This window comes from Mycobacterium sp. NGS24, assembly GCF_059813065.1.
The window spans coordinates 394039-419567 of record NZ_JCALDW010000002.1 but is presented as its reverse complement, the minus strand read 5'-3'; the positions used below and the strand labels follow the sequence as shown (position 1 = coordinate 419567).

Genomic DNA, 25529 nt, shown 5'->3' with positions numbered 1-25529 from the left:
CTGAGGGCGCGCGCTACTCGAACTTTCCCGCCCCGGGCGCAGAGCCAACGCCCCCGGACGGCTCAGACGAAGCGGAACCACCGCCGCGCCGCCAGCGCCGCCACCGCACCCCACACGGTCAGCACGGCGATCCCGAACCAGTCCACCCGCAAGCTCATGGCCTGCGACAGCGCCTCGGTCAGCGCTCCCGACGGCGTCACCCGCGCCGCCCACTTGATCGCCGTCGGGACCAGGTCCGTCTCGAGTGTCAGGGCACCGAAACCGGCGAAGACGAACCACAACAGGTTGGCCAGCGCCAACACGATCTCGGCGCGCAGCGTCCCGCCGAGCAGCAGACCCAGCGCGGCGAACGCCCAGGTGCCCAGCCCGATCACCACCGCGCCCAGGGCCAGCGCAGCCGGCGCCGGCCGCCAGCCGACCGCAATTCCGATGCCGCCCAAGATGATTGACTGCAGGAACACAGTGAACATCACAGCCAGTGACTTGCCGACGATGATGCCCCAGACCGGCAGCGGGGTGGCCCCCAGCCGCTTCAGGGCGCCGTAGCGGCGGTCGAAGGCCACCGCGATCGCCTGGCCGGTGAACGCGGTGGAGATCACGGCCAGCGCCATGATGGCGGGGGTGAACACCGCGGCACGCGGCTCGCGGAACGACCCGAACGGCAGCAGGCTCAAGCCCACCAGCAGCGTGATCGGGATGAACATGGTCAGCAGCAACTGCTCGCCATTGCGCAGCAGCAGCTTGGCTTCCAGACCGAATTGCGCGGCCAGCATCCGGGATACCGCGCTGGGGCGCGGGTCCGGGGTGAAGGTTCCTGCCGGAAAGCTCATGACCGCAACTTTCTGCCGGTCAGGTCGAGGAACACGTCTTCGAGGCTGCGTTGTTCGACCCGCATGTCGGTGGCCAGCACGTCGATCTGAGCGCACCACGCCGTGATGGTGGCCAGCACCTGCGGACCGACCGGTCCCTCGACCAGGTACTCGCCCGGGGACAACTCGCTGGCCTGGTAGTCCTCCGGCAGCGCCGAGCTCAACAGCGACAGGTCAAGGCGCGGCGGCGCGCTGAACCGCAGCTGGTCTTTGGCGCCGCTGCGCATCAGCTCGGCAGGCGTGCCGGACGCGACCATCGTCCCGTGGTCGATGATCACCAGCCGGTCGGCGAGCTCTTCGGCCTCTTTGAGCTGGTGCGTGGTCAACACCACAGTGACGCCGTCGCGGCGCAGCGCGTCGATCAGTTCCCACACCAGCAGCCGCGCGTGGGCGTCCATCCCGGCGGTGGGCTCGTCGAGGAAGACCAGTTCGGGACGGCCGACCAGGGCGCAGGCCAGCGCGAGCCGCTGCTGCTGGCCGCCGGAGAGCCGCTTGTAGGTGGTGCGGGCCGCTTCGGTCAGGCCCAGGATGTCCAGCAGCCACGTCGGGTCCAGCGGGTCGGCGGCATAGGAGGCCACCAGATCCAGCATTTCCCCGGCGCGCGCCGCCGGGTAGCCGCCGCCGCCCTGCAACATCACGCCGATCCGGGGCCGCAGGCGCGCGTTGTCGGCGATCGGGTCCAATCCGAGGACCTCGATGCTGCCGGCGTCCGGTCGCACGAAGCCCTCGCACATCTCGACGGTGGTGGTCTTACCGGCGCCGTTGGGACCCAGCAGGGCGAAGACTTCGGCGGCATGCACGTCCAGATCGAGGCCGGACACGGCCTGGACGGACCCGTACTGTTTGCGCACCCCGCGCAGCCGCACCACGCATTCGCGGTCGAGGGGGACTGAGCTCACGTGGAATCAGCGTAGGCGTCGGGAGTGGTGGCCGTCGCCGAGGGCTGGATCTCGGTCGCCGGCTCGGCAGGTGCCGGTTCCGGGTTCTCCTCGTCCAGGGGTCGCCACGGCAGCCGGTGATAGGTCAGCGAAATGAGCACCACCACGATGAACGCGCTGGCCAGCGTGGCGTCGACGATCTGGAACAGGGCGAACCGGTCCCCGTTGGCGGTGGGACCGAAGATGCCCACGATCAACGTGATCACGATAGCCGCGGCGCGGAATCCGGTGCGGGTCGCCCATGCGGCCAGCGGAATGATGGCCCAGAGCAGGTACCAGGGTTGCACCACCGGGAACAGCAGCACGGTCAGCCCCAGCGCCACGCCCAGTCCGCCGATCGGGTGTAGCCGGCCGCGGAAGACGGCCAGCAACAGCCAGCAGACCATCACCATGATGATCAGCACGCCGATGGCACGGGTCAGCGACAGTATCGCGGTGGTGTGATCGCCCAGGCCCAGCAGAATGCCCACCTGCCCGGTCCCCAGCGCCAGCAGCGTGGGCGGTGACATCCAGCTGCGCACCACGTTGGCGGTGCCCAGGGTGTAGATCCAGCCGAAACCCAGCCCGCTGGCCGATCCGACGATGCCCATCACCGTCAACGCCAACCCCGCCATGCCGAGGCCGGAGAGCAGCAACGCCTTGATGCTGCCGCCGCAACGGTAGGCCAGCGCGCCGGTGACGAAGCCCAGCGCCAGCAGCGAGGGCAGTTTCACCTGTGACGACAGCACGATCAGGACCGATCCGAACACCAGCATCCCCAGCGGGCGCCAGTCCGGGCCGATCCGCCACGAATGCGGCAGCAGGCGGTCCGAGCCGGTCGAGTCCAGGCCCCGCAACGCGAATTCAGCGCCGGTGAGCATCAGTCCCAGCATCAGCGCCTCGTTGTGGATGCCGGCCACCAGATGCATGAACAGCAGCGGGTTCGCCGCGCCCAGCCAGAGCGCGCTGACTTCGGCCACCCCGCACCGCCGGGCCAGCCGCGGCGTGGCCCACACGATCAGGGCCACCCCCAGCAGCACCACCAGCCGGTGGAACAACACCGCGGCGACGATGTTCTCGCCCGTGATCGAGGAGATGCCGCGCCCGATCCACAGGAACAGCGGACCGTAGGGCGCCGGGGTCTCGCGCCACAGGCTGGGCACCGACAGGGTGAACACGTGGCCCAGGCCTAGGCCGGACGCCGGACCCACCCGGTAGGGGTCCAGGCCGTCCAGCGAGATCTGGCTCTGGGCCAGATACGAGTAGACGTCTTTGCTGTACATCGGGGGAGCGATCAGCAGCGGCAGCATCCACAGCACCAGGGTGCGGTCCAGGTCGCCGCGCGACATCCGCCGCTTGCCCGACGCGAACCGGCCCAGCATCAGCCAGGCCAGTGCCATCATCACCGCGCCGGTGGTGGTCATCGTCAGCGCGACGGTCTGGATGCGCGACGGCAGGTTGAGCAACCGGACGCCGAAGGTCGGGTCCTGCACGACGGGCCGGGCGCCGTCGCCCAGGGCGCCGATCGCCATCAGCACGGTGCCGGTGGCGCCGAAGAGCCGGGTGCGCTTGAGTGCCGCGAATTCGGTGGCGTTGAGTGGCTTTCCCACCGTCTGCTCGTCGCCGTGCAGGGCGGCGATCGACGAGCTCAAGGTGCGGTGGCGGGCTGCCATCTGAGCAGCGTAACGGCAGCTGCTGTTGCTCTCGTCACGTAAGGGCACCCTTGCTGGACCGCCGGCGGGAATTGCGACACACTGGTGTTGTGAAAATCCAATCCGAGCTGGGCGCCGCTGTGTCTGCGGCCGCCCCTGCCGGGGTGCCCGCGGTCAGCGCTGCCGGGTCGGAGGGTCACACCAGGCGCGCGATCGTGCGACTGCTGCTGGAATCCGGGTCCATCACCGCCACCGAGATCAGCGAGCGACTGGGCTTGTCGGCCGCCGGAGTGCGCCGCCACCTCGACGCGCTCATCGACGCCGGCGAGGCCGAGTCCGTGGCCGCCGCGTCCTGGCAGCAGGTGGGTCGGGGGCGGCCGGCCAAGCGTTACCGCCTGACCGCAGCGGGACGCGCCAAGCTCGACCATTCCTATGACGACCTGGCTTCCGCGGCGATTCGGCAGCTCCGCGAAATCGGCGGCGACGCTGCGGTGCAGAAGTTCGCGCGCCGCCGTATCGACGCGCTGTTGTCCGATGTGGCGCCGGCCGACGGCGCCGACGATTCCGCTGTCGAAGCTGCCGCGTCGCGCATTGCGCAGGCGCTGACGCAGGCCGGTTACGTCGCCACCACCACCCGGGTGGGTGGGCCGGTGCAGGGTGTGCAAATCTGCCAGCATCACTGCCCGGTGTCCCACGTGGCCGAGGAATTCCCGGAGTTGTGCGAAGCCGAGCAGCAGGCGATGTCTGAGGTGCTCGGCACCCACGTGCAGTTGTTGGCGACGATCGTCAACGGTGACTGTGCCTGCACCACCCACGTGCCACTCAAACTGGCGCCCAGCCCGCGCCCGACCACCAGCAATGAAGGAGCGTCCTGATGACCCTCGAAGCAGCTAGAGAGCCGCTGACCCAGGAGCAGACGATCGACTCGCTGGGCCGCTACGGCTACGGCTGGGCCGACTCCGACGTCGCCGGCGCCAGTGCGCAGCGCGGCTTGTCCGAGGCGGTGGTGCGCGACATCTCTGCCAAGAAAAGCGAGCCGGAGTGGATGCTGGACATCCGACTGAAGGCGCTGGGAATCTTCGACAAGAAGCCGATGCCGAACTGGGGATCCAACCTTGAAGGCATTGACTTCGACAACATCAAGTACTTTGTGCGCTCCAGCGAGAAGCAGGCCGCGACCTGGGATGATCTGCCCGCCGACATCAAGAACACCTACGACAAGCTGGGCATCCCGGAGGCCGAGAAGCAGCGGCTGGTCTCCGGTGTCGCCGCCCAGTACGAGTCAGAAGTTGTTTACCACTCCATTCGCGAGGACCTCGAAAAGCAGGGCGTCATCTTCCTGGACACCGACACCGCGTTGCGAGAGCACCCGGAGATCTTCAAGAAGTACTTCGGCACGGTGATTCCCGCCGGGGACAACAAGTTCTCCGCGCTGAACACCGCGGTGTGGTCGGGCGGCAGCTTCATCTACGTGCCGCCGGGCGTGCACGTCGACATCCCGCTGCAGGCCTACTTCCGGATCAACACCGAGAACATGGGCCAGTTCGAGCGGACGCTGATCATCGTCGACGAGAACGCTTATGTGCACTACATCGAGGGCTGCACCGCGCCGATCTACAAGTCGGACTCGCTGCACTCCGCGGTGGTGGAAATCATCGTAAAGCCCGGTGGCCGTTGCCGTTACACCACCATCCAGAACTGGTCGAACAACGTCTACAACCTGGTCACCAAGCGCGCCCGCGCCGAAGCCGGCGCCACCATGGAATGGGTCGACGGCAACATCGGATCCAAGGTCACCATGAAGTACCCGGCGGTCTGGATGACCGGTGAGCACGCCAAGGGTGAGGTGCTCTCGATCGCGTTCGCCGGCGAGGACCAGCACCAGGACACCGGCGCCAAGATGCTGCACCTGGCGCCCAACACGTCGAGCAACATCGTGTCCAAGTCGGTGGCCCGCGGCGGCGGTCGTACCTCCTACCGCGGTCTGGTTCAGGTCAACAAGGGTGCGCACGGGTCGCGCTCGTCGGTGAAATGCGATGCGCTGCTGGTGGATACGATCAGCCGCAGCGACACCTACCCCTACGTCGACATCCGTGAAGACGACGTCACGATGGGCCATGAGGCCACCGTCTCCAAGGTCAGCGAGAACCAGCTGTTCTACCTGATGAGCCGCGGCATGACCGAGGACGAGGCGATGGCGATGGTGGTGCGCGGGTTCGTCGAGCCGATCGCCAAGGAACTGCCGATGGAGTACGCGCTGGAGCTCAACCGGCTGATCGAGCTGCAGATGGAGGGTGCGGTCGGATGACGGCCGGCACCGCAGCAGCTGCCCTGAACAAGGGGGAGCTGTTCTCCTCCTTTGATGTCGACGCCTTCGAGGTGCCGCACGGTCGCGACGAGTTGTGGCGGTTCACCCCGCTCAAGCGGCTGCGCGGCCTGCACGACGGCTCCGCGCAAGCCACCGGCAGCGCGCAACTTGCCGTCACCGAACACGACGGCGTGACCACCGAGAAAGTGCGCCGCGGCGACGAACGCCTCGGTCAGGGCGGTGTCCCCGCTGACCGGGTTGCGGCGCAGGCGTTTTCGTCGTTTAACTCCGCCACGCTGGTCACCGTCGGCCGTGACCGACAGATCGCCGAACCGATCAACATCACCGTCGCGGGTCCCGGTGCGGGCGCCACCGCCTATGGGCACCTGCAAATCCGTGTCGAGGAACTCGGCGAGGCCGTCGTCGTCATCGATCACCGGGGCAGCGGAACCTACGCCGACAACGTGGAATTCGTCGTCGCGGACGCCGCCCGGCTCACCGTCATCTGGATCGCCGACTGGGCCGACGACGTGGTGCACCTCAGCGCCCACCACGGCAGGCTCGGCAAGGACGCGGTGCTCAAACACGCCACCGTCACGCTGGGCGGTGAGGTGGTGCGGATGTCGGCCACTGTGCGTTTCGCCGCTCCCGGTGGCGACGCGGACCTGTTGGGTCTGTACTTCGCCGACGACGGTCAGCACCTCGAGTCGCGGCTGCTGGTCGACCACGCTCAGCCCGACTGCAAGTCCAACGTGCTGTACAAGGGTGCGCTGCAAGGAGATCCGTCGTCCAAGCGACCCGACGCGCGCACCGTCTGGATCGGCGACGTGCTGATCCGCGCCGAGGCCACCGGCACCAACACCTTCGAGATGAACCGCAACCTGGTGCTCACCGACGGCGCCCGCGCGGACTCGGTACCCAACCTGGAGATCGAGACCGGTGAGATCGCTGGGGCCGGACACGCCAGCGCCACTGGACGTTTCGACGACGAGCAACTGTTCTACCTGCGCTCCCGCGGCATCCCCGAGGAGCAGGCCCGCCGGTTGGTGATCCGCGGATTCTTCGGTGAGATCATCGCCAAGATCGCGGTGCCCGAGCTACGGGAACGCCTCACCGCAGCCATCGAACACGAACTGGAAATCACGGAGAAGAACACAGCCTCATGACCACTCTGGAGATCAAAGACCTGCACGTCAGCGTCGAAAACAAAGATGCCGCGGCTGGGGAGCGCGAGATCCCCATCCTCAAGGGCGTCGATCTGACCGTGCAGTCCGGTGAGACACATGCGCTGATGGGCCCCAACGGCTCCGGTAAGTCGACGCTGTCCTACGCCATCGCCGGCCACCCCAAATACCTTGTCACGTCCGGATCCATCACCCTGGACGGCGCGGACGTGCTGGCGATGAGCGTCGACGAACGTGCGCGGGCCGGGCTGTTCCTGGCGATGCAGTACCCGGTCGAGGTGCCCGGTGTCTCGGTGTCGAACTTCCTGCGTACGGCCGCCACCGCCATCCGCGGCGAGGCGCCCAAGCTGCGGCACTGGGTCAAAGAGGTCAAAACCGCGATGGCCGCCCTGGAGGTTGACCCGGCCTTCGCCGAGCGCAGCGTCAACGAGGGTTTCTCCGGCGGCGAGAAGAAGCGCCACGAGATCCTGCAGCTCGAGCTGCTCAAGCCCAAGATCGCCATCCTGGACGAGACCGACTCCGGCCTGGACGTCGACGCGCTGCGGGTGGTGAGCGACGGCGTGAACCGCTACGCGCAGGCCGAGCACGGCGGCGTCCTGCTGATCACGCACTACACCCGCATCCTGCGCTACATCCGGCCGGAATATGTGCACGTGTTCGTCGGCGGTCGCATCGCGGAATCGGGCGGGCCGGAGCTGGCCGACGAACTCGAGCAGAACGGTTACGAGCGCTTTCAGCAAGCAGCACCCACCGGGGCCTAACATGCTGGACCTGACGGCCATCCGCGCCGATTTCCCCATCCTCAAGCGCATCATGCGCGGCGGAAATCAGTTGGCGTACCTGGATTCCGGCGCTACCTCGCAGCGGCCGTTGCAAGTCCTCGACGCCGAGCGCGAGTTTCTGCTGACCGCCAACGGCGGCGTGCACCGGGGTGCGCATCAGTTGATGGAAGAGGCCACCGACGCCTACGAGCAGGGTCGGGCCGACATTGCGGGCTTCGTCGGTGCCGACCCCGACGAACTGGTGTTCACCAAGAACGCCACCGAATCGCTCAACCTGGTGTCATATGTGCTGGGGGACAGCCGGTTCGAGCGTGCGGTAGGGCCGGGCGACGTGATCGTCACCACCGAACTCGAACACCACGCCAACCTGATCCCCTGGCAGGAGTTGGCCCGCCGGACCGGAGCCACGCTCAAGTGGTACGGCGTGACCAACGACGGCCGCATCGACCTGGACTCGTTGCAGCTCGACGAACGCGTCAAAGTCGTTGCCTTCAGCCATCATTCCAACGTCACCGGTGCCTTGGCGCCGGTCGCCGAACTGGTCGCCCGCGCCGGCGCGGTGGGCGCGCTGACCGTCCTGGACGCCTGCCAGTCGGTACCGCACCAGCCGGTCGACTTCCACGCGGACGGCGTCGACTTCGCCGCCTTCTCCGGACATAAGATGCTGGGGCCCAACGGAATCGGCGTGCTGTACGGCCGGCGTGAACTGCTGGCCGCCATGCCCCCGTTCCTCACCGGCGGTTCGATGATCGAGTCGGTCACCATGACGGCCTCCAGCTACGCGCCCGCCCCGCAGCGCTTCGAGGCGGGCACACCGATGACCTCACAGGTGGTCGGCTTGGCCGCGGCCGCACGCTATCTCCAGGCCATCGGGATGGACGCTGTCGAGTCCCACGAACGCGAACTGGTTGCCCAGGCCATCGACGGCCTGTCCCGCATCGACGGCGTCCGCATCGTCGGTCCGACATCCATGCAGGACCGCGGGTCGCCGGTCTCGTTCGTCGTCGACGGCGTGCACGCCCACGACGTGGGTCAGGTGCTTGACGACGACGGTGTGGCGGTCCGGGTCGGACACCACTGCGCGCTGCCGTTGCACCGCAGGTTCGGTCTGGCCGCCACCGCCCGCGCATCGTTCGCCGTGTACAACACCGCCGAGGAGGTCGACCGGCTGGTAGCGGGCGTGCGACGGTCCGTGGATTTCTTTGGGAGAGACTGACTTTGCGTCTCGAGCAGATGTACCAGGACGTGATCCTGGACCACTACAAGCATCCGCACCACCGCGGACTGCGCGAACCGTTCGGCGCCGAGGTGTTCCACGTCAACCCGGTGTGCGGCGACGAGGTGACGCTGCGGGTGGCGCTGTCCGAGGACGGCGAGACCGTCGCCGACATCTCCTATGACGGGCAGGGCTGTTCGATCAGCCAGGCGGCGACCTCGGTGCTGACCGATCAGGTGATCGGGCAGAGCGTGCCGCAGGCGCTGCAGACCGTCGACGCGTTCAGCGCGATGGTGTCGTCGCGGGGCAATGTGCAGGGCGATGAGGATGTGCTGGGCGACGGAGTAGCGTTTGCAGGGGTGGCCAAGTATCCGGCGCGGGTCAAATGCGCGTTGCTCGGCTGGATGGCGTTCAAAGATGCGCTCGCGCAGGCCCACGCAGCTTTCGAGGAGGTCGACAGATGAGCGAAACCGCACTGCCCGGTAGCGAGAACAGCGCACCCGACGAGGAACTGCTCGCCGAGATGGAAGAGGCGATGCGCGACGTCGTCGACCCGGAGCTGGGCATCAACGTCGTCGACCTGGGCTTGGTATACGGCCTCAACCTGGAAGAGGGCGAAGAAGGCACGATCGCTCTGGTCGACATGACGCTGACGTCGGCGGCCTGCCCGCTGACCGATGTGATCGAGGACCAGTCGCGCTCGGCGTTGATCGGCAGCGGGTTGGTCGACGAGTTGCGCATTAACTGGGTCTGGAATCCGCCGTGGGGTCCGGACAAGATCACCGAAGACGGCCGCGAGCAACTCCGGGCGCTGGGTTTCACCGTCTGATTCAGCGGCGGTGTGGTTGGCCGCCCTCCGGGCGGACAGCCGCACGGTGTCGTGTCATTGGCCAGCCGGAACCCCGAGGGCCAGCAGGGCGACGTCGTCTTCGACGCCACGGCCGAGGTCGGTCAGCAATCCTTGCAATGCGGCCAAGAGGTCCGCGGCCGTCGACGGAGCGTGCGCTTGCGCGAACCGCAGCAACGCGCCGTCGTCGTCGTACCGTTCACGGCCCCGTCCGGTGCGGGCCTCGGTCAGCCCGTCGGAGTAGAGCAGCAACGTGTCGCCGGCGACCAGACGTAGCCGGGTGGCCACGAAGTCCGGTCTGGCCAGGATGCCCACGGGTTGGCCGCCCGCGGTGGAGACTTCCCGGACCTCGCCGGCCGAACCGAGCAACAGGGCAGGTGGATGCCCACCGCTGGCCAGATGAACGTCAATGCCGGACGGGGAGGGGCGAAGGGTCCCGACGATGACGGTGGCGAAGGTGTGTGCATCGCGGGGAGCGCGCTGTTTGAGAACCTTGTCCACGGTGTGCAGCACCGACACCGGGTCGGCGGTGGACATCACCGCCGCAGCCCGCAGGGTGTACCGGGTCAGCGAGGTCACCGCGGCCGCTGCCGCACCCTTGCCGGCGACGTCGCCCAGGAAAAACCCCCAGGTGTCGCCCGCCAGGGGGAACAGGTCATAGAAGTCGCCGCCGACCTCGCCGGTAGCGGCGTGATAGTGGGCGATGGCCTGCACGGACGGCGGCGGGGACAAAGACGGCGGGAGCAGCGACCGCTGCAAGGTGGCGGCCAGCAGTTCCGCGCGGGCCTGCTCGGCCTCCGCGCGGCGCCGTTCGTCCAGCAGTTCGCGTTCATAGGAGCGCCGCTTGCGCGCATCGTGGATCGCCATCCGGATGAGTTGCGGCGATCCTTTGGCGTTTGCTGTGATCAACACCGGCAGCCGGGTCGCGTCGGCTCGCACCAGGTCGATCGCCATCTCGGCGACGCTGAGATTGACCTGGAGCAGCGGTGCGAAATGGGTCTCGTAATGGATGCGGGCGCCGGCGCTGAACAGCTCGGTGAACTGCCGGCCGACCAGCTCGTTCGGCGAGTACCCGAGCCAGTCGGCCAGCACGGCATTGACCGCGGTGATGCGCCGGTCGGTGGTCGCGCACAGCAGACCGCAGGGCGCGTTGTCGAAGAAGTCTTCGGGTTGGAAATCTGTCACTGAGCAAACGCTGCGATTTGGGCGGCGGTGGCCTCGGGTGCGCTCAGCTGCGGGCAGTGCCCGGTCGTGTCCAGGGTGACCAGGGTGCTGCCGGCAATGTGTTCAGCGACGTACGCGCCGACACCGGTGGGGGCGATGGCGTCCTCGGCGCATTCCAGCACCAGCGTAGGTAGTGACACCCGGGACAGGTCCGCGCGGTTGTCGGAAAGAAAAGTCGTGCGCGCGAACACTTTTGCGCACGCAGGGTCGGTGCGGCAGAAGGTCTCGGCGAGTTCCTCGGACAGTTCGGGGCGATCCGGGTTGCCCACGATGGTCGGGGCGATCGCGTGCGACCAGCCCAGGTAGTTGCTGTCCAGCGAGTCGAGCAGATCGTCGATGTCGGCGCGGGTGAATCCGCCGCGGTAGTCGGCGTCGTCGATGTAGCAGGGTGACGGCGTCACCAGCACCAGCTTGGCAAACGCGTCGGGACGCTCGGCGGCGGCCAGCACACCCATCATCGCGGCAACCGAGTGGCCGACGAAGACCGGATCGCGCAACTGCAGCTGGTCGACGAGCTCGAGGATATCCGTCGCGTAACCGTCCAGGCTGGCGTAACGCTGCGGATCCCACGCCGAAGGGTCAGCACCGCCCGAGCCGACGTGGTCGAACAGCACGACGCGGAAATGCCGGCTCAACGGCGCGGTGACGCGGCGCCACATCTCCTGGTCGCAGCCGAATCCGTGCGCCAGCATGAGCGTCGGCGCCTCCTCGGGGCCGAGGAAGTGCACATTGTTCCGGACACGGACATCCATGCCGTAATAATCGCACGTCCGCCCGCGGTCGGTCCGTGCGTCAGAACGCCTCTTCGGGCATCCGCATGATGTCGTCGTCGGTGTTCTCGATGACGCTGCGCAACCCGGCCAGTTTGGGCAGCACGTTCTTGGCGAAGAAGCCCGAAACCGCGACTTTGCCCTGATAGAAGGCCTGGTCGCCGGGTGACGGATCGCCGGCCAATGCCGCCTGGGCCACGCCGGCCTGGACCAGCAGCCGCCAGCCGATCAGCAGGTCACCGACGGCGAGCAGGTAGCGCACCGATCCCAGGCCGACCTTGTAGATGTCGGTGGGGTGCTGGGCGGCCGACATCAGGTATCCCATCAACGCGGTCGTCATGCCGGTGACGTCGTCCAGCGCGGCCTGCAGCAGTTCGGCCTGATCTTTGAGCGACTCGTCGATGTTCTCGATGGTTGTGTTGATCTGGTTCGTCAGGTGGGTCAGCGACTGGCCGTGGTCGCGAACGATCTTGCGGAAGAAGAAATCCATCGCCTGGATCGCCGTGGTGCCCTCGTAGAGTGAGTCGATCTTGGAGTCCCGGATGTACTGCTCGATGGGGTAGTCCTGCAGGAATCCCGAACCGCCCAGTGTCTGCAGGGATTCCGTCAAGATCTCGTATGCCCGCTCGGAGCCCACACCCTTGACGATCGGCAGCAGCAAGTCGTCGACGCGATGCGCCATGTCGTGATCTGCTCCCGAAACATGTTGTGCGACATCGTCATCCTGATGTGCAGCGGCATAGAGGTACAGCGCGCGCAGCCCTTCGGCGTAAGCCTTCTGGGTCATCAGGCTGCGCCGCACGTCGGGGTGGTGCATGATCGTGACCCGCGGCGCGGTCTTGTCGGTCATCTGGGTGAGGTCGGCGCCCTGCACCCGTTCCTTGGCGTAGGCCAGCGCGTTGAGGTAGCCCGTGGACAAGGTGCCGGAAGACTTGACGCCGATCGTCATTCGGGCGTGCTCGATCACAGTGAACATCTGCGCGATGCCGTTGTGCACGCCGCCGACCAGGTAGCCGACCGCGGGGACGTCGGTGGCGCCGAACGTCAGCTCGCAGGTCGGCGAGGTCTTGAGCCCCATCTTGTGCTCGAGGTTGGTGACGTACACGCCGTTGCGTTCGCCGAGTTCACCGGTCTCCGAGTCGAACAGATAGTTGGGGACGTAGAACAGGCTCAACCCTTTGGTGCCGGGGCCGGCGCCCTCGGGCCGGGCGAGCACCAGATGGAAGATGTTCTCCGTGGTGGCGCCGACGTCGCCGCCGGAGATGAACCGCTTGACGCCCTCGATGTGCCAGGTGCCGTCGGGCTGCTCGACGGCCTTGGTGCGCCCCGCGCCTACATCGGAGCCGGCGTCAGGCTCGGTGAGCACCATGGTGGCCTGCCAGCCGCGCTCGATTCCCAGTGCGGCCCAATGCTTTTGCTCCTCGTTGCCTTCTAGGAAGAGGGGTTGGGACAACACCGGGCCGAAGTTCAGGAAGGACACCGACGGGTTCGCGCAGTAGATCATCTCGTTGACGGCCCAGGTCAGCGGCGGAGGTGCGGCCATGCCGCCGATCTCCTCGGCCAGGCCGAGCCGCCACCACTCGGCGTCTTTGATGGCCTGCAACGTCTTGACCACCTCGGGCGGGATGCTGATGCTGTGCGTGGCCGGGTCGAACACCGGGGGGTTGCGGTCGGCGAACGCGAAGGTTTCGGCGAGCGGCCCCTCGGCCAGGCGTGCCGCCTCGGCCAGGATGGTGTGCGCGGTGTCGAGGTCGAGATCGGCGTACCGCCCGGCACCGAGCACCGCCCCGATGTCGAGAACCTCGAACAGGTTGAACTCGAGATCCCGAACGTTGGCGATGTAGTGCCCCACTGCGGTTCCTTCCACTCAGACCGGTGGGTCTCAAGTGTGTCCGACGTCGGAAAACGTACGCAACCGTAAGTACGGGGTACTAACCGTTGGCGCCGTTCTGGCCGAAGAGCAGGCCGCGGGTGCCGCCCAGGCCGTCAGTGGAACCGACGGCCGTGCCGGTACCGCCGGCGCCACCGTTGCCGAACAGCAGCGCGTTTCCTCCGTTGCCGCCGTTGCCGGGCGGGAATGCCCCGCCGTCGCCACCCTCGCCGCCGTTACCGATCAAGCCGGACTGGCCGCCGGGGCCGCCGCTGGCGTTGGACACGAGCCCGCCGCCGCTGCCGCCGCCGCCACCGTTGCCGATGAAGAATCCGCCGGCACCGCCGGCGCCACCGATTCCCGCGGAGGTGGCTGTCCCGCCGACCCCACCATCGCCGAACAGCCAGGCGCGACCGCCGGCGCCACCACCGAAGAATCCGGTACCTCCGGCGCCGCCCCCGCCGTAAAGCAGTCCACCGTTTCCGCCGGCGCCGCCGACCGCGGCCGTACCACTGGCGCCGCCGGCACCCCCGAACCCGAGCAACCCGGCGGATCCCCCTCTGCCGCCGGCTTGTCCCGGGGCGACACCGGCACCGCCGGCACCGCCGTTCCCGAAGAAGATCCCACCGTCCTCACCGGCCATGCCGGCTGCGCCGGTGCGGCCGTCGCCGAAGAACGGCCGGTTGAACAGCGCGCGGCTGGGCGCGTTGATCAGGTCGAGCACCGGCTGCAACGGCCCGAGGTTGGTGGCTTCGGCGGTGGCGTACGCACCCGCGTTGCGGGCCAGGGTTTGCACGAACTGTGCGTGAAATGCGCTGGCCTGCGCGCTGATTGACTGATAGGTCTGGGCGTGCGACCCGAAGACCGCCGCCACCGCCCGAGACACCTCGTCGGCCCCGGCAGCCAGCGCGTTCGAGGTTCGTGCTGCCGCCGCCGCGTTGGCGTCGTTGAGTAGCGAGCCGACCCGGGCCAGATCGCCCGCCGCCTGCGAAACGAACTCGGTGTTAGCGACCACGTACGACATTTCGCACCTCCACATTGAGACAGCGACCTACGAAGCTTAACGCTGTTCGGCACCGATGGATCCAACTTTTTCCGGATCGAATTCAGCGGGACCTGCGCGGGTCACCGGACTTCATCACACCGTCGTTTTCATTTGTGGCAGAAGCCAATTCATTGACATACCGCAACGGAACCGAGACCTGGGCGGATCCCTGCGTCAATACACTCGGTGCATCCAGCCCAACTTTGTCCCCGCGAGGCCGCCGCAATGACCGTGTCCGCAGTCGAAGCGCCCGCTGCGGCGGCCGCCGAGCGTGGCCCGACGGTAGGCCCGTTGTGTTGGCCCGCGGCGCTGTGGTCGGTGATGTCCGTGCGCTGGGCGGCGGTGGCGCTGCTGCTCTTCGCGGCCGGCTTCGCGGCACAGCTCAGCGGTGCGCCGCAGGGTATCTGGTGGTCGTTGTACCTGGCGTGCTATCTCGCCGGCGGCTGGGGATCGGCGTGGGCCGGGGCGCAGGCGTTGCGTCACCGGGAGCTCGACGTCGACCTGTTGATGATCGTTGCCGCGGTGGGCGCGGTGGCCATCGGGCAGATCTTCGACGGCGCGCTGCTGATCGTGATTTTCGCGACCTCGGGGGCGCTCGACGAGGTCGCCACCAAGCACACGGCGGACTCGGTCAAGGGATTACTGAACCTGGCGCCCGACCGGGCTGTGGTGGTCGACGGGCACGGCAACGAACAGACAGTGCCGGCCGGCGAACTGGTGGTCGGTGACCGGGTGGTGGTGCGGCCGGGAGAGCGCATCCCGGCCGACGGGGCGGTGCTGGCCGGCGCATCCGAGGTCGACCAGTGCTCCATCACGGGTGAGTCCATGCCGGCGGCCAAGTCGGCGGGCGATGAGGTGTTCGCCGGTACGGTCAACGGATCCGGGGTGTTGCACGTCGTCGTCACGCGCGACCCGTCGCACAGTGCGGTGGCCCGCATCGTCGAGCTGGTAGCAGCGGCGTCGGCGACGAAGGCGAAAACCCAACTGTTCGTGGAGAAGATCGAGCGGCGCTACTCGGTGGGCGTGGTGGGTGCCACCCTCGCCCTGATCGTGATCCCACTGTTGATCGGCCTGCCACTGCAGTCAGTTCTGTTGCGCGCCATGACTTTCATGATCGTGGCCTCACCGTGCGCGGTGGTCTTGGCCACCATGCCGCCGTTGCTGTCCGCGGTCGCCAACGCCGGTCGGCACGGTGTCCTGGTCAAGTCCGCGCTGGTCATGGAACATCTCGCCGACATCAGCGTCGTCGCGCTGGACAAGACCGGCACGCTGACCTGTGGGACACCGCAATTGAGTACCGTCGAGGTGTTGCGGCCGGAGCTGGCGGACGCGCGCCGAATACTCGAATTAGCTTCCGGCGCAGAGCAATTCAGTGAGCACCCGCTGGGTCGCGCGATCGTCACGGCAGCCCGCCGTCGTGGGGTCGCCATCGCGGCGGCCGAGGACTTCCGCGCCCTGCCCGGCCGCGGGGTGCGGGCGACCGTGGACGGTGCTTTCGTCGAAGTGTGCAGTCCGGACAGCTATCGGGGGGAACCGCCGGCCGCGCTGGCGGCGATGTTGGCGGATGGTGCCACGGCGGCCGTCGTCGTCGTCAACGGAGTGGCGGTCGGGTTGCTCGGACTCACCGACCAGATTCGCGGCGACGCCGCGGTGTCGGTGGCTGCGCTGAGCGCGTTGACCACGACGCCACCGGTCTTGCTGACCGGCGACAACGTGCCCGCGGCGCGACGGGTGGGCCGGGCCGCCGGCATCACCGACGTGCGCGCGGCCATGCTGCCCGACCAGAAGGCGGCGGCAGTCCGCGCGCTACAGGGCGCGGGGCACCGGGTGCTCGTCGTCGGCGACGGGGTCAACGACGCGCCCGCCATGGCCGCGGCGTGCGCGTCGGTGGCGATGGGCGCCGGGGCCGACCTCACGCTGCAGACCGCCGACGGGGTGACGGTCCGCGACGAACTGCACACCATTCCGACGATCATCGGGCTGGCCCGGCACGCCCGCCGGGTGGTGGCGGTGAACCTCGCGGCCGCCGGCAGTCTCATCGCGGTGCTGGTGCTGTGGGATCTGTTCGGGCAGCTCCCGCTGCCGCTCGGGGTCGCCTGCCACGAAGGTTCCACGCTGCTGGTCGCCCTGAACGGACTGCGCCTGTTGACCGACCGGGCGTGGCGGGCCGCCGCGTCGGGTTGCGGCCCGGCAGCCCCGCCGGGAACAAAGACCGTGGTCGCGGCGTTACCGCTGACGTGACTACCCAAGACCTCACCGCTACACAGTTCAACGACACGATCGCCGGCAACGAGATGGTGCTCGTCGACTTCTGGGCGTCCTGGTGCGGCCCGTGCCGGGCCTTCGCGCCGACGTTCAAGGCGGCCTCCGACAAGCACCCCGATGTGGTGTTCGCCAAGGTCGACACCGAAGCCGAGCAAGAGCTGGCCGCGGCGGCCCAGATCCGGTCCATCCCCACGCTGATGGCGTTCAAGAACGGCCAACTGCTGTTTAACCAGGCGGGCGCCCTGCCGCCGGCCGCGCTGGAAGACCTGATCCAGCAACTGAAGGGCTACGAGGCTGCGGAGGCTGAAGTAACCGAGGTCTAGACCCGGCAGCCCGCGGGCGCTCTGCGATACCGTGCACAGGTGAGTCTGGTCCTCCTGGAACACCCGCGGCCCGAGATCGCCCTGATCACCCTGAACCGTCCCGAGCGAATGAACTCGATGGCCTTCGACGTCATGGTTCCGCTGCGGGAGGCCCTTGAAGAGGTCGGCACCGACAACTCGGTGCGGGTGGTGGTGCTCACCGGCGCGGGCAAGGGCTTCTCGTCGGGAGCGGATCACAAGTCCGCGGGCTCGGTTCCGCACGTCGATGGCCTGACCCGCCCGACGTATGCGCTGCGGTCCATGGAGATCCTCGACGACGTCATCCTCAAGCTGCGCCGCCTGCATCAACCGGTGATCGCCGCGGTGAACGGCGCGGCCATCGGCGGCGGACTGTGTCTGGCCCTGGCCGCCGATGTGCGGGTGGCCTCTACCACCGCATACTTCCGGGCGGCGGGCATCAACAACGGCCTGACCGCCAGCGAACTCGGCCTCAGTTACCTGCTGCCCAGGGCCATCGGGTCGTCGCGGGCCTTCGAGATCATGCTGACCGGCCGTGACATCTCCGCCGAGGAGGCCGAACGGATCGGATTGGTGTCCTGCCAGGTGCCGCCCACCCAGCTGCTGGACACCTGTTATGCGATCGCGGCGCGCATGGCGGCGTTCTCGCGTCCGGGTATCGAGTTGACCAAACGCACACTTTGGAGTGGACTGGACGCCGGTAGTCTCGAGGGACACATGCAGGCCGAGGGCCTGGGACAGCTTTTCGTCCGTCTACTCACCTCCAACTTCGAAGAAGCGGTTGCCGCACGCGCGGAGAGACGGCCGGCGGTGTTCACCGACGAAAAATAGGGAGCAGATGTGATCACGGCTACGGACCTGGAGGTCCGCGCTGGTGCGCGCATCCTGCTCTCACCCGACGGGCCGGCGCTGCGGGTGCAGCCCGGTGATCGGATCGGGTTGGTCGGCCGCAACGGTGCGGGCAAGACCACCACCCTGCGGATCCTGGCGGGGGAGGGCCAGCCCTACGCCGGTACGGTCACCCGCAAGGGCGAAATCGGTTATCTGCCACAGGATCCCAAAGAGGGCGATCTGGACGTGCTGGCTCGCGACCGGGTGTTGTCCGCCCGCGGTCTCGATGTGCTGCTCACCGACCTGGAAAAGCAGCAGGCGTTGATGGCCGAGGTCGCCGACGACGACGCGCGGGACCGCGCCATCCGCCGCTACGGCCAACTCGAGGAGCGCTTCGTCGCGCTCGGGGGTTACAGCGCCGAAAGCGAGGCGGGCCGCATCTGCGCGAGTCTCGGTCTGCCCGAACGAGTGCTCACCCAGCAGTTGCACACCCTGTCCGGCGGGCAACGGCGCCGGGTGGAGTTGGCGCGAATCCTGTTCGCCGCCTCCGACAGTGGCGCGGGTTCGTCCACCACGTTGCTGCTCGACGAGCCCACCAACCACCTCGACGCGGATTCGGTGGGCTGGCTACGGGACTTCCTGCGGTCGCACACCGGTGGCGTGGTGATGATCAGCCACAACGTCGACCTGATCGCCGATGTCGTCAACCGGGTGTGGTTCCTCGATGCGGTGCGCGGTGAGATGGACGTCTACAACATGGGCTGGCAGAAGTACCTCGACGCCCGCGCGACCGACGAGCAGCGTCGCCGCCGCGAGCGCGCCAACGCCGAACGCAAGGCCGCCGCGCTGCGCACCCAGGCCGCCAAGCTGGGTGCCAAGGCCACCAAAGCCGTTGCCGCGCAGAACATGTTGCGCCGCGCCGACCGGATGATGGCCTCGCTGGACGAGGAACGCGTCGCCGACAAGGTGGCCCGCATCAAATTCCCCACCCCGGCCCCGTGCGGCCGCACCCCGCTGGTGGTCAAAAGCCTGAGCAAGACCTACGGCTCCCTGGAGGTGTTCACCGGGCTCGACCTGGCCATCGACCGCGGCTCGCGGGTGGTCGTGCTCGGGCTCAACGGTGCCGGCAAGACCACGCTGCTGCGGTTGCTGGCCGGGGTGGAGACGCCCGACACCGGCGGCCTGGAACCCGGACACGGTCTGCGCATCGGCTATTTCGCGCAGGAGCACGACACCTTGGACAACGACGCGACGGTCTGGCAGAACATCCGGCACGCCGCTCCCGAATCCGGCGAGCAGGAGCTGCGCGGGCTGCTCGGTGCGTTCATGTTCAGCGGCCCGCAACTCGACCAGCCGGCGGGCACGCTGTCCGGGGGTGAGAAGACGCGGCTCGCGCTGGCCGGCCTGGTCGCATCCACCGCCAACGTGTTGCTGCTCGACGAACCGACCAACAACCTCGACCCGGCCTCACGCGAGCAGGTCCTCGACGCGCTGCGCAGCTACCAGGGCTCGGTGGTGCTGGTGACCCACGACCCCGGTGCGGCCGAAGCCCTGGACCCGCAACGCGTCCTGTTGTTGCCCGACGGCACCGAGGACTACTGGTCCGAGGACTATCGCGACCTGATCGAACTGGCCTGAGCTCCCGCTGGATCTACCGGACGGCGAGTTCGAGGCGGTTCAAGCGACGGACCAAGATGCTCGGAAGCCACTCGCCGACGTCTGCCGGCTCGATCCAGGTCGTGCGTTCCAGCAGCATCCTGAACACGATGTGCGCCTCCAGCCGCGCAAGGGCGGCGCCGACGCAGAAGTGCACTCCCTTCCCGAAGGCCACATGGCCTTTGGCGCCGGCGCGGTCGAGGCGGAACTCGTCGGGCGCTTCGAAATGTGCTGGGTCGCGGTTGGCGGCGCCCCACATCAGCAACAAGTGGGAATCGGCCGGCACCGGCACCCCGCCCAGGGTGGTGTCGCGCCACACGTGGCGATAGTGCCCGCGGAAGGGGGCCTCATACCGGAGTGCCTCTTCGATGAAGGCGTTGAGCAGGTCGGGATGCTCGCGCAACTGCTGTTGTATCGCCGGCTGTTCGGCCAGCACCCAGGCGGCGCTGCCCAGCAACGATGCGGTGGACTCGCCGGCAGCGCTGAACAGCGTGATCATGATGCCCATCGCCACCATCTGATCGACTTCGCCCGATGCGTACCGAGCCGCCAGGTCGGCGATCAGACCGGATTCGGCTGAGTTCCCGGCCTTCTCGAAATGCTCCATGACATAACCCGACAATTCGAATGCAGCCACGCCGGCTGCCTCGAGTTGAGATTGTGTGACGACTCCGTCGAGCATCGTGGTGGTGGCGAAGCCCAACCTGATCAGGTTGTCGACATCGGCGTCGGGCAGACCCAGCAGCTTGGCAACGACCATCATCGGAAGCCGGTTGGCTATCGCGCTCATCCACTCGATACGCCCGTCCCGCAGGCCCTCGACCCACAGCCGCTGGGCGACCTCGCCGGCAAATTGTTCGATGATGCGGACGCGCTTGGCAGCTAGATGTGGCAGCAGGATCTTGCGGTGAACCGCATGGATCGGATCATCGGCGGTGGCCAGAGCGTGGTGGGGGCTGCCGGCCTCCATCATCGGGAACGGGGTGATGGTCCCGTCGTCGTGGTAGACCATCGTCGCGGTGAGGTTGGAGGAAAAGTCTTCGACCCGCTGGACGGCATCAACGACCGCATCCCAGCCGCAGACCGCGTAGAACGCCGAGTCCCCGATGCGGTGCACCGGGGCCTGGGCGCGCATCCGTGCATACAGCGGATAGGGATCCTGCAAAGCCTGCGCGCCGAAGAAGTTGAGCGGCTCATCCAGCACAGGCATGCCCTCAGGTTCGTGCCAATCAGCTAACCGGTCAACACTTCCCGCTGAAGTTGATAACCGTTGCAGATTCCCACCCAGCTGCGAATCCTCAGATCGGCGACGCCATCAGCTAATTAGCGTGAGAAGATTCCAGTCAAAATTCTCATGGTGCGAAATGCCTTGCAATGACGTCGACGCCGGTGGACCATCGTCGTATGCCCCGGACGGACTGGCTGGTCGGGCGGGACCGCCACACCGAAGCTGCCGAACGGATCTACGCCGCTGCGGCCGACCTCATCGCCGACGTCGGATACGACGCATTCACCATCGAGGCCTTGGCCGCCAGGGTGCACTGCTCTCCGGCGACGATCTACCGGCACGCCGGCGGCAAAGCAACCATCCGCGATGCCGTCGTCGCCCGGCTCGGCACGAAGATCGTCGATTCCGTCCGCGGTGCCATCGAGGACCTGACCGGCCCCGACCGCGTTGTCGCCGCGACCATCGTTGCGCTCCAACGGGTGCAAGCTCAGCCCATGACTCAGCTCTTCCAGTCGATGAACATGAACTCCGGCAGCGACTGGCTCGCCAATTCGCCTGCCGTGCAAGCCTTTGCCGCTGAAATGCTCGGCCCCGACAACCCCGACCCACTGGCCGTGCAGTGGCTGATCCGGGTGTTCCTGGCGCTGTGGTGTTGGCCGTTGAAAGACCCGGAAGCTCAAATGGCATTGCTGCGGCGCTTTTTCGCAGCGTCCTTCGCCGACGACTGACGGTCCCGTGCAACAGCCGGGTAGGCGACCATGACACTGTCCCCAACGAAGATGGATCAGGCCAGATCCGGCCGCCGCACCGAATTCTCCACCAGGTCCAGCACCGCCGCCAACCGCTGCGGGTCTTCGCCCGACGCCAGCCGCGCCACCAGACCGTCCAGCACCAGGTCCAGGTAGCAGTGCAGCACGTCGGCGGGCACGTCGTCGCGAACCCGGCCGGCCTGCTTCTGCCGGTGCAACCGTTCGGTGGTCGCGGCCGCCAGCTCGGCGGACCGTTCGGCCCAGCCGCGGCTGAACTCGGGGTCGTGACGCAGCTTGCGCGCGATCTCCAGCCGAGTGGCCAGCCAGTCGAACTGCTCGGGAGCGGCCAGCATGTTGCGCATCACCTGGATCAACCCTTGGCGCGAGGCGACTTCCGCCATGCGCTGGGTGTCCTCGCGCGCGAGCGCGAAGAACAGCGCGTCCTTGTCGCGGTAGTGGTGAAAGATCGCACCACGCGACATGCCGATCTCTTTCTCCAGCCGGCGCACCGTGGCCTGGTCGTAGCCATACTCGGCGAAACAGCGGCGCGCGCCGTCCAGGATCTGACGGCGCCGCGCCTCGAGATGGTCCTCGCTGACTTTGGGCACAGGCGGGGGATGTGGTTGCGGCTAGCCAGAGTTCAGCATGTTGCGCAGTACGTACTGCAGGATGCCGCCGTTGCGGTAGTAGTCGGCTTCACCCGGGGTGTCGATGCGGACCTTGGCGTCGAACTCGATCGGGTCGCCGGTTTCCTTGCTGGCCTTGACCTTCACCGTCTTCGGCGTCTTGCCGTCGTTGAGTTCTTCGATGCCGGTGATGTCGAAGGTCTCGGTACCGTCCAGGCCCAGCGACTGCGCCGACTCCCCGTCCGGGAACTGCAGCGGAATCACGCCCATGCCAATCAGATTCGAGCGGTGGATACGTTCGAAGGACTCGGTGATCACCGCCCGCACGCCCAGCAGCCGGGTGCCCTTGGCCGCCCAGTCGCGCGACGAGCCCGACCCGTACTCCTTGCCGCCCAGCACCACCAGCGGGATGTCTTCCTTCGCGTAGTTCTGTGCCGCGTCGTAGATGAACGCCTGCGGCGCATCCTCTTTGGTGAAGTCGCGGGTGTACCCGCCGGACACGTCGTCGAGCAGCTGGTTGCGCAACCGGATGTTGGCGAAGGTGCCGCGGATCATCACCTCGTGGTTGCCGCGGCGTGAGCCGAAGGAGTTGTAGTCCTTGCGCTCGACGCCATGCTCGTCGAGGTACTCCGCGGCCGGGGTGCCCGGCTTGATGCTGCTCGCCGGCGAGATGTGGTCGGTAGTGACCGAATCACCAAGCAGCGCAAGAACTCTGGCGCCCTTGATGTCACTGACCGGCTCGGGTTCCTTCGACATCCCGTCGAAGTAGGGAGGCTTGCGCACATACGTCGAGTCCTCGTCCCATTCGAAGGTGTTGCCGCTGGGCGTCGGCAGGTTCTGCCAGCGCTCGTCGCCCTTGAACACGTCGGCGTAGTTCTTGGTGAACATCTCCTGGCTGATGGCCGAGGCGATGGTGTCCGACACATCCTTCTGCGACGGCCAGATGTCCTTGAGGAAGACATCGTTGCCGTCCTTGTCCTGGCCCAGGGGGTCCTCGTCGAAGTCGAAGTCCATCGACCCCGCCAGCGCATAGGCGACCACCAGCGGCGGCGACGCCAGGTAGTTCATCTTCACGTCCGGGTTGATGCGGCCCTCGAAGTTGCGGTTACCGGACAGCACGGCCGCGACGGCAAGGTCGTTGTCGTTGACCGCCTTCGAGATGTCCTCGGGCAGCGGCCCGGAGTTGCCGATGCAGGTGGTGCAGCCGTAGCCGACCAGGTAGAAGCCCAGCTTCTCCAGGTACGGCCACAATCCCGCCTTGTCGTAGTAGTCGTTGACCACCTGCGAGCCCGGCGCCATCGTGGTCTTCACCCACGGCTTGGAGGTCAGCCCCTTCTCGACGGCGTTACGTGCCAGCAGCGCCGCGCCCAGCATCACTTCGGGATTGGAGGTGTTGGTGCACGACGTGACCGCCGCGATCACCACCGCGCCGTGGTCCAGCACGAACTCGCCGTATTCGTCGGACTTCACCTCGACGGGGTTGCTGACCCGACCCTTGGCATGCACTGCGGCCGAATGGACCTTGGGAGCGTCGTCGGCGTGGCCGTTGTCCGGCGAACCGGGATCGCTGGCCGGGAACGACTCGTCCACCGTCTCATCCAGTTTCGAATAACCCTGCTTGTCGTCGGAGCCGTCTTCGACGTAGCTGGTGATGTGCTTGCGGAAGGTCGACTTGGCTTCCGACAACGCAATTCGGTCCTGCGGGCGCTTCGGGCCGGCGATCGACGGCACCACCTCGGACAGGTCGAGTTCCAGGTACTCGGAGAAGTTCGGTTCGTGGTCGGGATCGTGCCACAGCCCTTGCTCTTTGGCGTAGGCCTCGACCAGCGCCAGCTGCTCTTCGCTGCGCCCGGTGAACTTCAGGTAGGAGATGGTCTCTTCGTCGATCGGGAAAATCGCTGCGGTGGAACCGAATTCGGGGCTCATGTTGCCCAGCGTGGCGCGGTTGGCCAACGGCACTTCGGCGACACCGTTGCCGTAGAACTCGACGAACTTACCGACGACGCCGTGCTTGCGCAGCATTTCGGTGACGGTCAGCACCACGTCGGTGGCCGTGACGGCCGGCTGGATCTCGCCGGTCAGCTTGAAGCCGACGACGCGGGGGATCAGCATCGACACCGGCTGACCGAGCATCGCGGCCTCGGCCTCGATGCCGCCCACGCCCCAGCCGAGCACCCCGAGGCCGTTGACCATCGTGGTGTGGGAGTCGGTGCCCACGCAGGTGTCCGGGTAGGCGACTGTCTTACCCGCGCCGTTGGCGCGGGTCATAACGACACTGGCCAGGTATTCGATGTTGACCTGGTGCACGATGCCGGTGCCGGGCGGCACCACCTTGAAGTCGTCGAACGCACCTTGCCCCCAGCGCAGGAACTGGTAGCGCTCGCCGTTGCGTTCGTACTCGATCTCGACGTTGCGCTCGAAGGCGTCGGCGGTGCCGAACAGGTCGGCGATCACCGAGTGGTCGATCACCAGATCGGCCGGCGCCAGCGGGTTGACCTTCTCGGCGTCGCCGCCCAGGTCGCCGATCGCCTCGCGCATGGTGGCCAGGTCGACGATGCAGGGCACCCCGGTGAAGTCCTGCATCACCACCCGGGCGGGGGTGTACTGGATTTCGATGCTGGGTTCCGCCTCGGGATCCCAGTTCGCGATCGCCTCGATGTGCTCCTTGGTGATGTTGCTGCCGTCTTCGTTGCGGAGCAGGTTCTCGGCGAGCACCTTGAGGCTGTAGGGGAGTTTCTTGGTCTCAGGGACGGCATCGAGACGGTAGATCTCGTATTCTTTGTCGCCGACCTTGAGGGTGTCGCGGGCTTCGAACGAGTTCACCGAACCTTTGCTAGTCACATCAACTCCCGAGGATTAAGTTCTTCCCGCCGACGGGCCGTGTCGGCGGGGGCGGTGCAACTTTAACAGTACGCTTGTCCTGCATTAGATTGCCACCCGCTCTTGCCCAGTCTTGTCGCATCGCGCGCTCCTGGGAAGGTCGGGTCTCACCCCCGGCCGCACCGGGCGTCGCACGGCCGAGCGTCGCACCGCCGAGCGTCGCACCGCCGAGCGTCGCACCGCCGGGCGTCACACCGCCGAGCGTCACACTAGAGTGATTGCGGTCGCCGAGCGTCACGCCAGCGTGGCACCTGGGGTCACGGCGGGAC

The 25529-nt window shown here is 67.2% G+C and carries 21 protein-coding genes and 1 pseudogene; 12 read left to right on the top strand and 10 right to left on the bottom strand.

The window, feature by feature from the left end; all coding sequences use genetic code 11:
• Positions 1 to 62: 62 nt before the first annotated feature.
• The 3 genes from AC5Y6Y_RS04755 to mptB are packed head-to-tail and all read right to left on the bottom strand — an operon-like array spanning position 63 to position 3459.
• Positions 63 to 830 (bottom strand): ABC transporter permease, encoded by a 768-nt coding sequence (locus AC5Y6Y_RS04755; protein WP_463825069.1) that lies wholly within the window; start codon positions 828 to 830, stop codon positions 63 to 65.
• On the bottom strand, positions 827 to 1768 hold the full coding sequence (locus tag AC5Y6Y_RS04750; RefSeq protein WP_463825070.1) for an ABC transporter ATP-binding protein: 942 nt from the start codon (positions 1766 to 1768) through the stop codon (positions 827 to 829). Before AC5Y6Y_RS04750 ends, AC5Y6Y_RS04755 begins: the two co-directional genes overlap by 4 nt.
• Positions 1765 to 3459: a polyprenol phosphomannose-dependent alpha 1,6 mannosyltransferase MptB gene (gene mptB, locus AC5Y6Y_RS04745; RefSeq protein WP_473139589.1), complete on the bottom strand. Its 1695-nt coding sequence runs from the start codon at positions 3457 to 3459 to the stop codon at positions 1765 to 1767. The genes AC5Y6Y_RS04750 and mptB overlap by 4 nt, the downstream gene beginning before the upstream one ends.
• Between mptB and AC5Y6Y_RS04740 the strand changes: the two genes are divergently transcribed.
• The 7 genes and pseudogenes from AC5Y6Y_RS04740 to AC5Y6Y_RS04710 all read left to right on the top strand — a co-directional run bounded on the left by AC5Y6Y_RS04740 (position 3453) and on the right by AC5Y6Y_RS04710 (position 9757).
• On the top strand, positions 3453 to 4313 hold the full coding sequence (locus tag AC5Y6Y_RS04740) for a helix-turn-helix transcriptional regulator (protein ID WP_473139672.1): 861 nt from the start codon (positions 3453 to 3455) through the stop codon (positions 4311 to 4313). The genes mptB and AC5Y6Y_RS04740 overlap by 7 nt on opposite strands.
• Positions 4313 to 5746, top strand: coding sequence for a Fe-S cluster assembly protein SufB (gene sufB, locus AC5Y6Y_RS04735; RefSeq protein WP_463825072.1), 1434 nt, complete (start codon positions 4313 to 4315; stop codon positions 5744 to 5746). Before AC5Y6Y_RS04740 ends, sufB begins: the two co-directional genes overlap by 1 nt.
• Positions 5743 to 6912, top strand: a complete 1170-nt coding sequence (sufD, locus tag AC5Y6Y_RS04730; RefSeq protein ID WP_473139590.1) for a Fe-S cluster assembly protein SufD — start codon at positions 5743 to 5745, stop codon at positions 6910 to 6912. Before sufB ends, sufD begins: the two co-directional genes overlap by 4 nt.
• On the top strand, positions 6909 to 7691 hold the full coding sequence (gene sufC / locus AC5Y6Y_RS04725) for a Fe-S cluster assembly ATPase SufC (RefSeq protein WP_463825074.1): 783 nt from the start codon (positions 6909 to 6911) through the stop codon (positions 7689 to 7691). Before sufD ends, sufC begins: the two co-directional genes overlap by 4 nt.
• 1 nt (position 7692) lies before the next feature.
• On the top strand, positions 7693 to 8928 hold the full coding sequence (locus AC5Y6Y_RS04720) for a cysteine desulfurase (RefSeq protein WP_463825075.1): 1236 nt from the start codon (positions 7693 to 7695) through the stop codon (positions 8926 to 8928).
• Positions 8925 to 9414: pseudogene (gene sufU, locus AC5Y6Y_RS04715) on the top strand (Fe-S cluster assembly sulfur transfer protein SufU). Before AC5Y6Y_RS04720 ends, sufU begins: the two are co-directional and overlap by 4 nt.
• The gene (locus AC5Y6Y_RS04710; protein WP_463825076.1) at positions 9389 to 9757 is read left to right on the top strand and encodes a metal-sulfur cluster assembly factor; all 369 of its coding nucleotides are present in this window, start codon (positions 9389 to 9391) and stop codon (positions 9755 to 9757) included. Before sufU ends, AC5Y6Y_RS04710 begins: the two are co-directional and overlap by 26 nt.
• A gap of 54 nt (positions 9758 to 9811) precedes the next feature.
• On the opposite strand, the gene AC5Y6Y_RS04705 is transcribed toward AC5Y6Y_RS04710, so the two are convergent.
• The 4 genes from AC5Y6Y_RS04705 to AC5Y6Y_RS04690 form a co-directional block, all read right to left on the bottom strand.
• Positions 9812 to 10960, bottom strand: coding sequence for a PP2C family protein-serine/threonine phosphatase (locus tag AC5Y6Y_RS04705; RefSeq protein WP_473139591.1), 1149 nt, complete (start codon positions 10958 to 10960; stop codon positions 9812 to 9814).
• Positions 10957 to 11751 (bottom strand): alpha/beta fold hydrolase, encoded by a 795-nt coding sequence (locus AC5Y6Y_RS04700; protein WP_463825078.1) that lies wholly within the window; start codon positions 11749 to 11751, stop codon positions 10957 to 10959. Before AC5Y6Y_RS04700 ends, AC5Y6Y_RS04705 begins: the two co-directional genes overlap by 4 nt.
• 40 nt (positions 11752 to 11791) lie before the next feature.
• Positions 11792 to 13621, bottom strand: a complete 1830-nt coding sequence (locus tag AC5Y6Y_RS04695) for an acyl-CoA dehydrogenase (protein ID WP_473139592.1) — start codon at positions 13619 to 13621, stop codon at positions 11792 to 11794.
• 79 nt (positions 13622 to 13700) lie between these two features.
• Entirely contained in the window at positions 13701 to 14663 is a 963-nt protein-coding gene (locus AC5Y6Y_RS04690; RefSeq protein ID WP_473139593.1) for a PE family protein, read from the bottom strand.
• Between the two features lie 246 nt (positions 14664 to 14909).
• Here AC5Y6Y_RS04690 and AC5Y6Y_RS04685 point away from each other — a divergent pair, with 246 nt between their 5' ends.
• Genes AC5Y6Y_RS04685 through AC5Y6Y_RS04670 form a run of 4 tightly spaced genes read left to right on the top strand, consistent with a single transcriptional unit; the run spans position 14910 to position 19759 of the window.
• Entirely contained in the window at positions 14910 to 16925 is a 2016-nt protein-coding gene (locus AC5Y6Y_RS04685; protein WP_473139594.1) for a heavy metal translocating P-type ATPase, read from the top strand.
• Positions 16922 to 17272 (top strand): thioredoxin, encoded by a 351-nt coding sequence (gene trxA, locus AC5Y6Y_RS04680; protein WP_473139595.1) that lies wholly within the window; start codon positions 16922 to 16924, stop codon positions 17270 to 17272. Before AC5Y6Y_RS04685 ends, trxA begins: the two co-directional genes overlap by 4 nt.
• A gap of 21 nt (positions 17273 to 17293) precedes the next feature.
• Positions 17294 to 18121 carry an enoyl-CoA hydratase gene (locus tag AC5Y6Y_RS04675; RefSeq protein ID WP_473139673.1) on the top strand — a complete coding sequence of 276 codons (828 nt, stop codon included), beginning with the start codon at positions 17294 to 17296 and terminating at the stop codon, positions 18119 to 18121.
• Positions 18122 to 18130: 9 nt separating this feature from the next.
• Positions 18131 to 19759, top strand: a complete 1629-nt coding sequence (locus AC5Y6Y_RS04670; protein ID WP_473139596.1) for an ABC-F family ATP-binding cassette domain-containing protein — start codon at positions 18131 to 18133, stop codon at positions 19757 to 19759.
• Positions 19760 to 19772: 13 nt separating this feature from the next.
• Here AC5Y6Y_RS04670 and AC5Y6Y_RS04665 read toward each other — a convergent pair whose 3' ends face one another.
• On the bottom strand, positions 19773 to 20987 hold the full coding sequence (locus AC5Y6Y_RS04665) for a cytochrome P450 (protein ID WP_473139597.1): 1215 nt from the start codon (positions 20985 to 20987) through the stop codon (positions 19773 to 19775).
• Between the two features lie 194 nt (positions 20988 to 21181).
• Here AC5Y6Y_RS04665 and AC5Y6Y_RS04660 point away from each other — a divergent pair, with 194 nt between their 5' ends.
• A complete protein-coding gene (locus tag AC5Y6Y_RS04660) occupies positions 21182 to 21733 on the top strand; it encodes a TetR/AcrR family transcriptional regulator (RefSeq protein ID WP_473139598.1) in 552 nt (183 codons plus the stop codon).
• A 56-nt stretch (positions 21734 to 21789) separates the two neighbouring features.
• Here AC5Y6Y_RS04660 and AC5Y6Y_RS04655 read toward each other — a convergent pair whose 3' ends face one another.
• Entirely contained in the window at positions 21790 to 22362 is a 573-nt protein-coding gene (locus AC5Y6Y_RS04655; protein WP_463825085.1) for a TetR/AcrR family transcriptional regulator, read from the bottom strand.
• Positions 22363 to 22383: 21 nt separating this feature from the next.
• Positions 22384 to 25221 (bottom strand): aconitate hydratase, encoded by a 2838-nt coding sequence (locus AC5Y6Y_RS04650; protein ID WP_473139599.1) that lies wholly within the window; start codon positions 25219 to 25221, stop codon positions 22384 to 22386.
• Between the last annotated feature and the right edge of the window lie 308 nt (positions 25222 to 25529).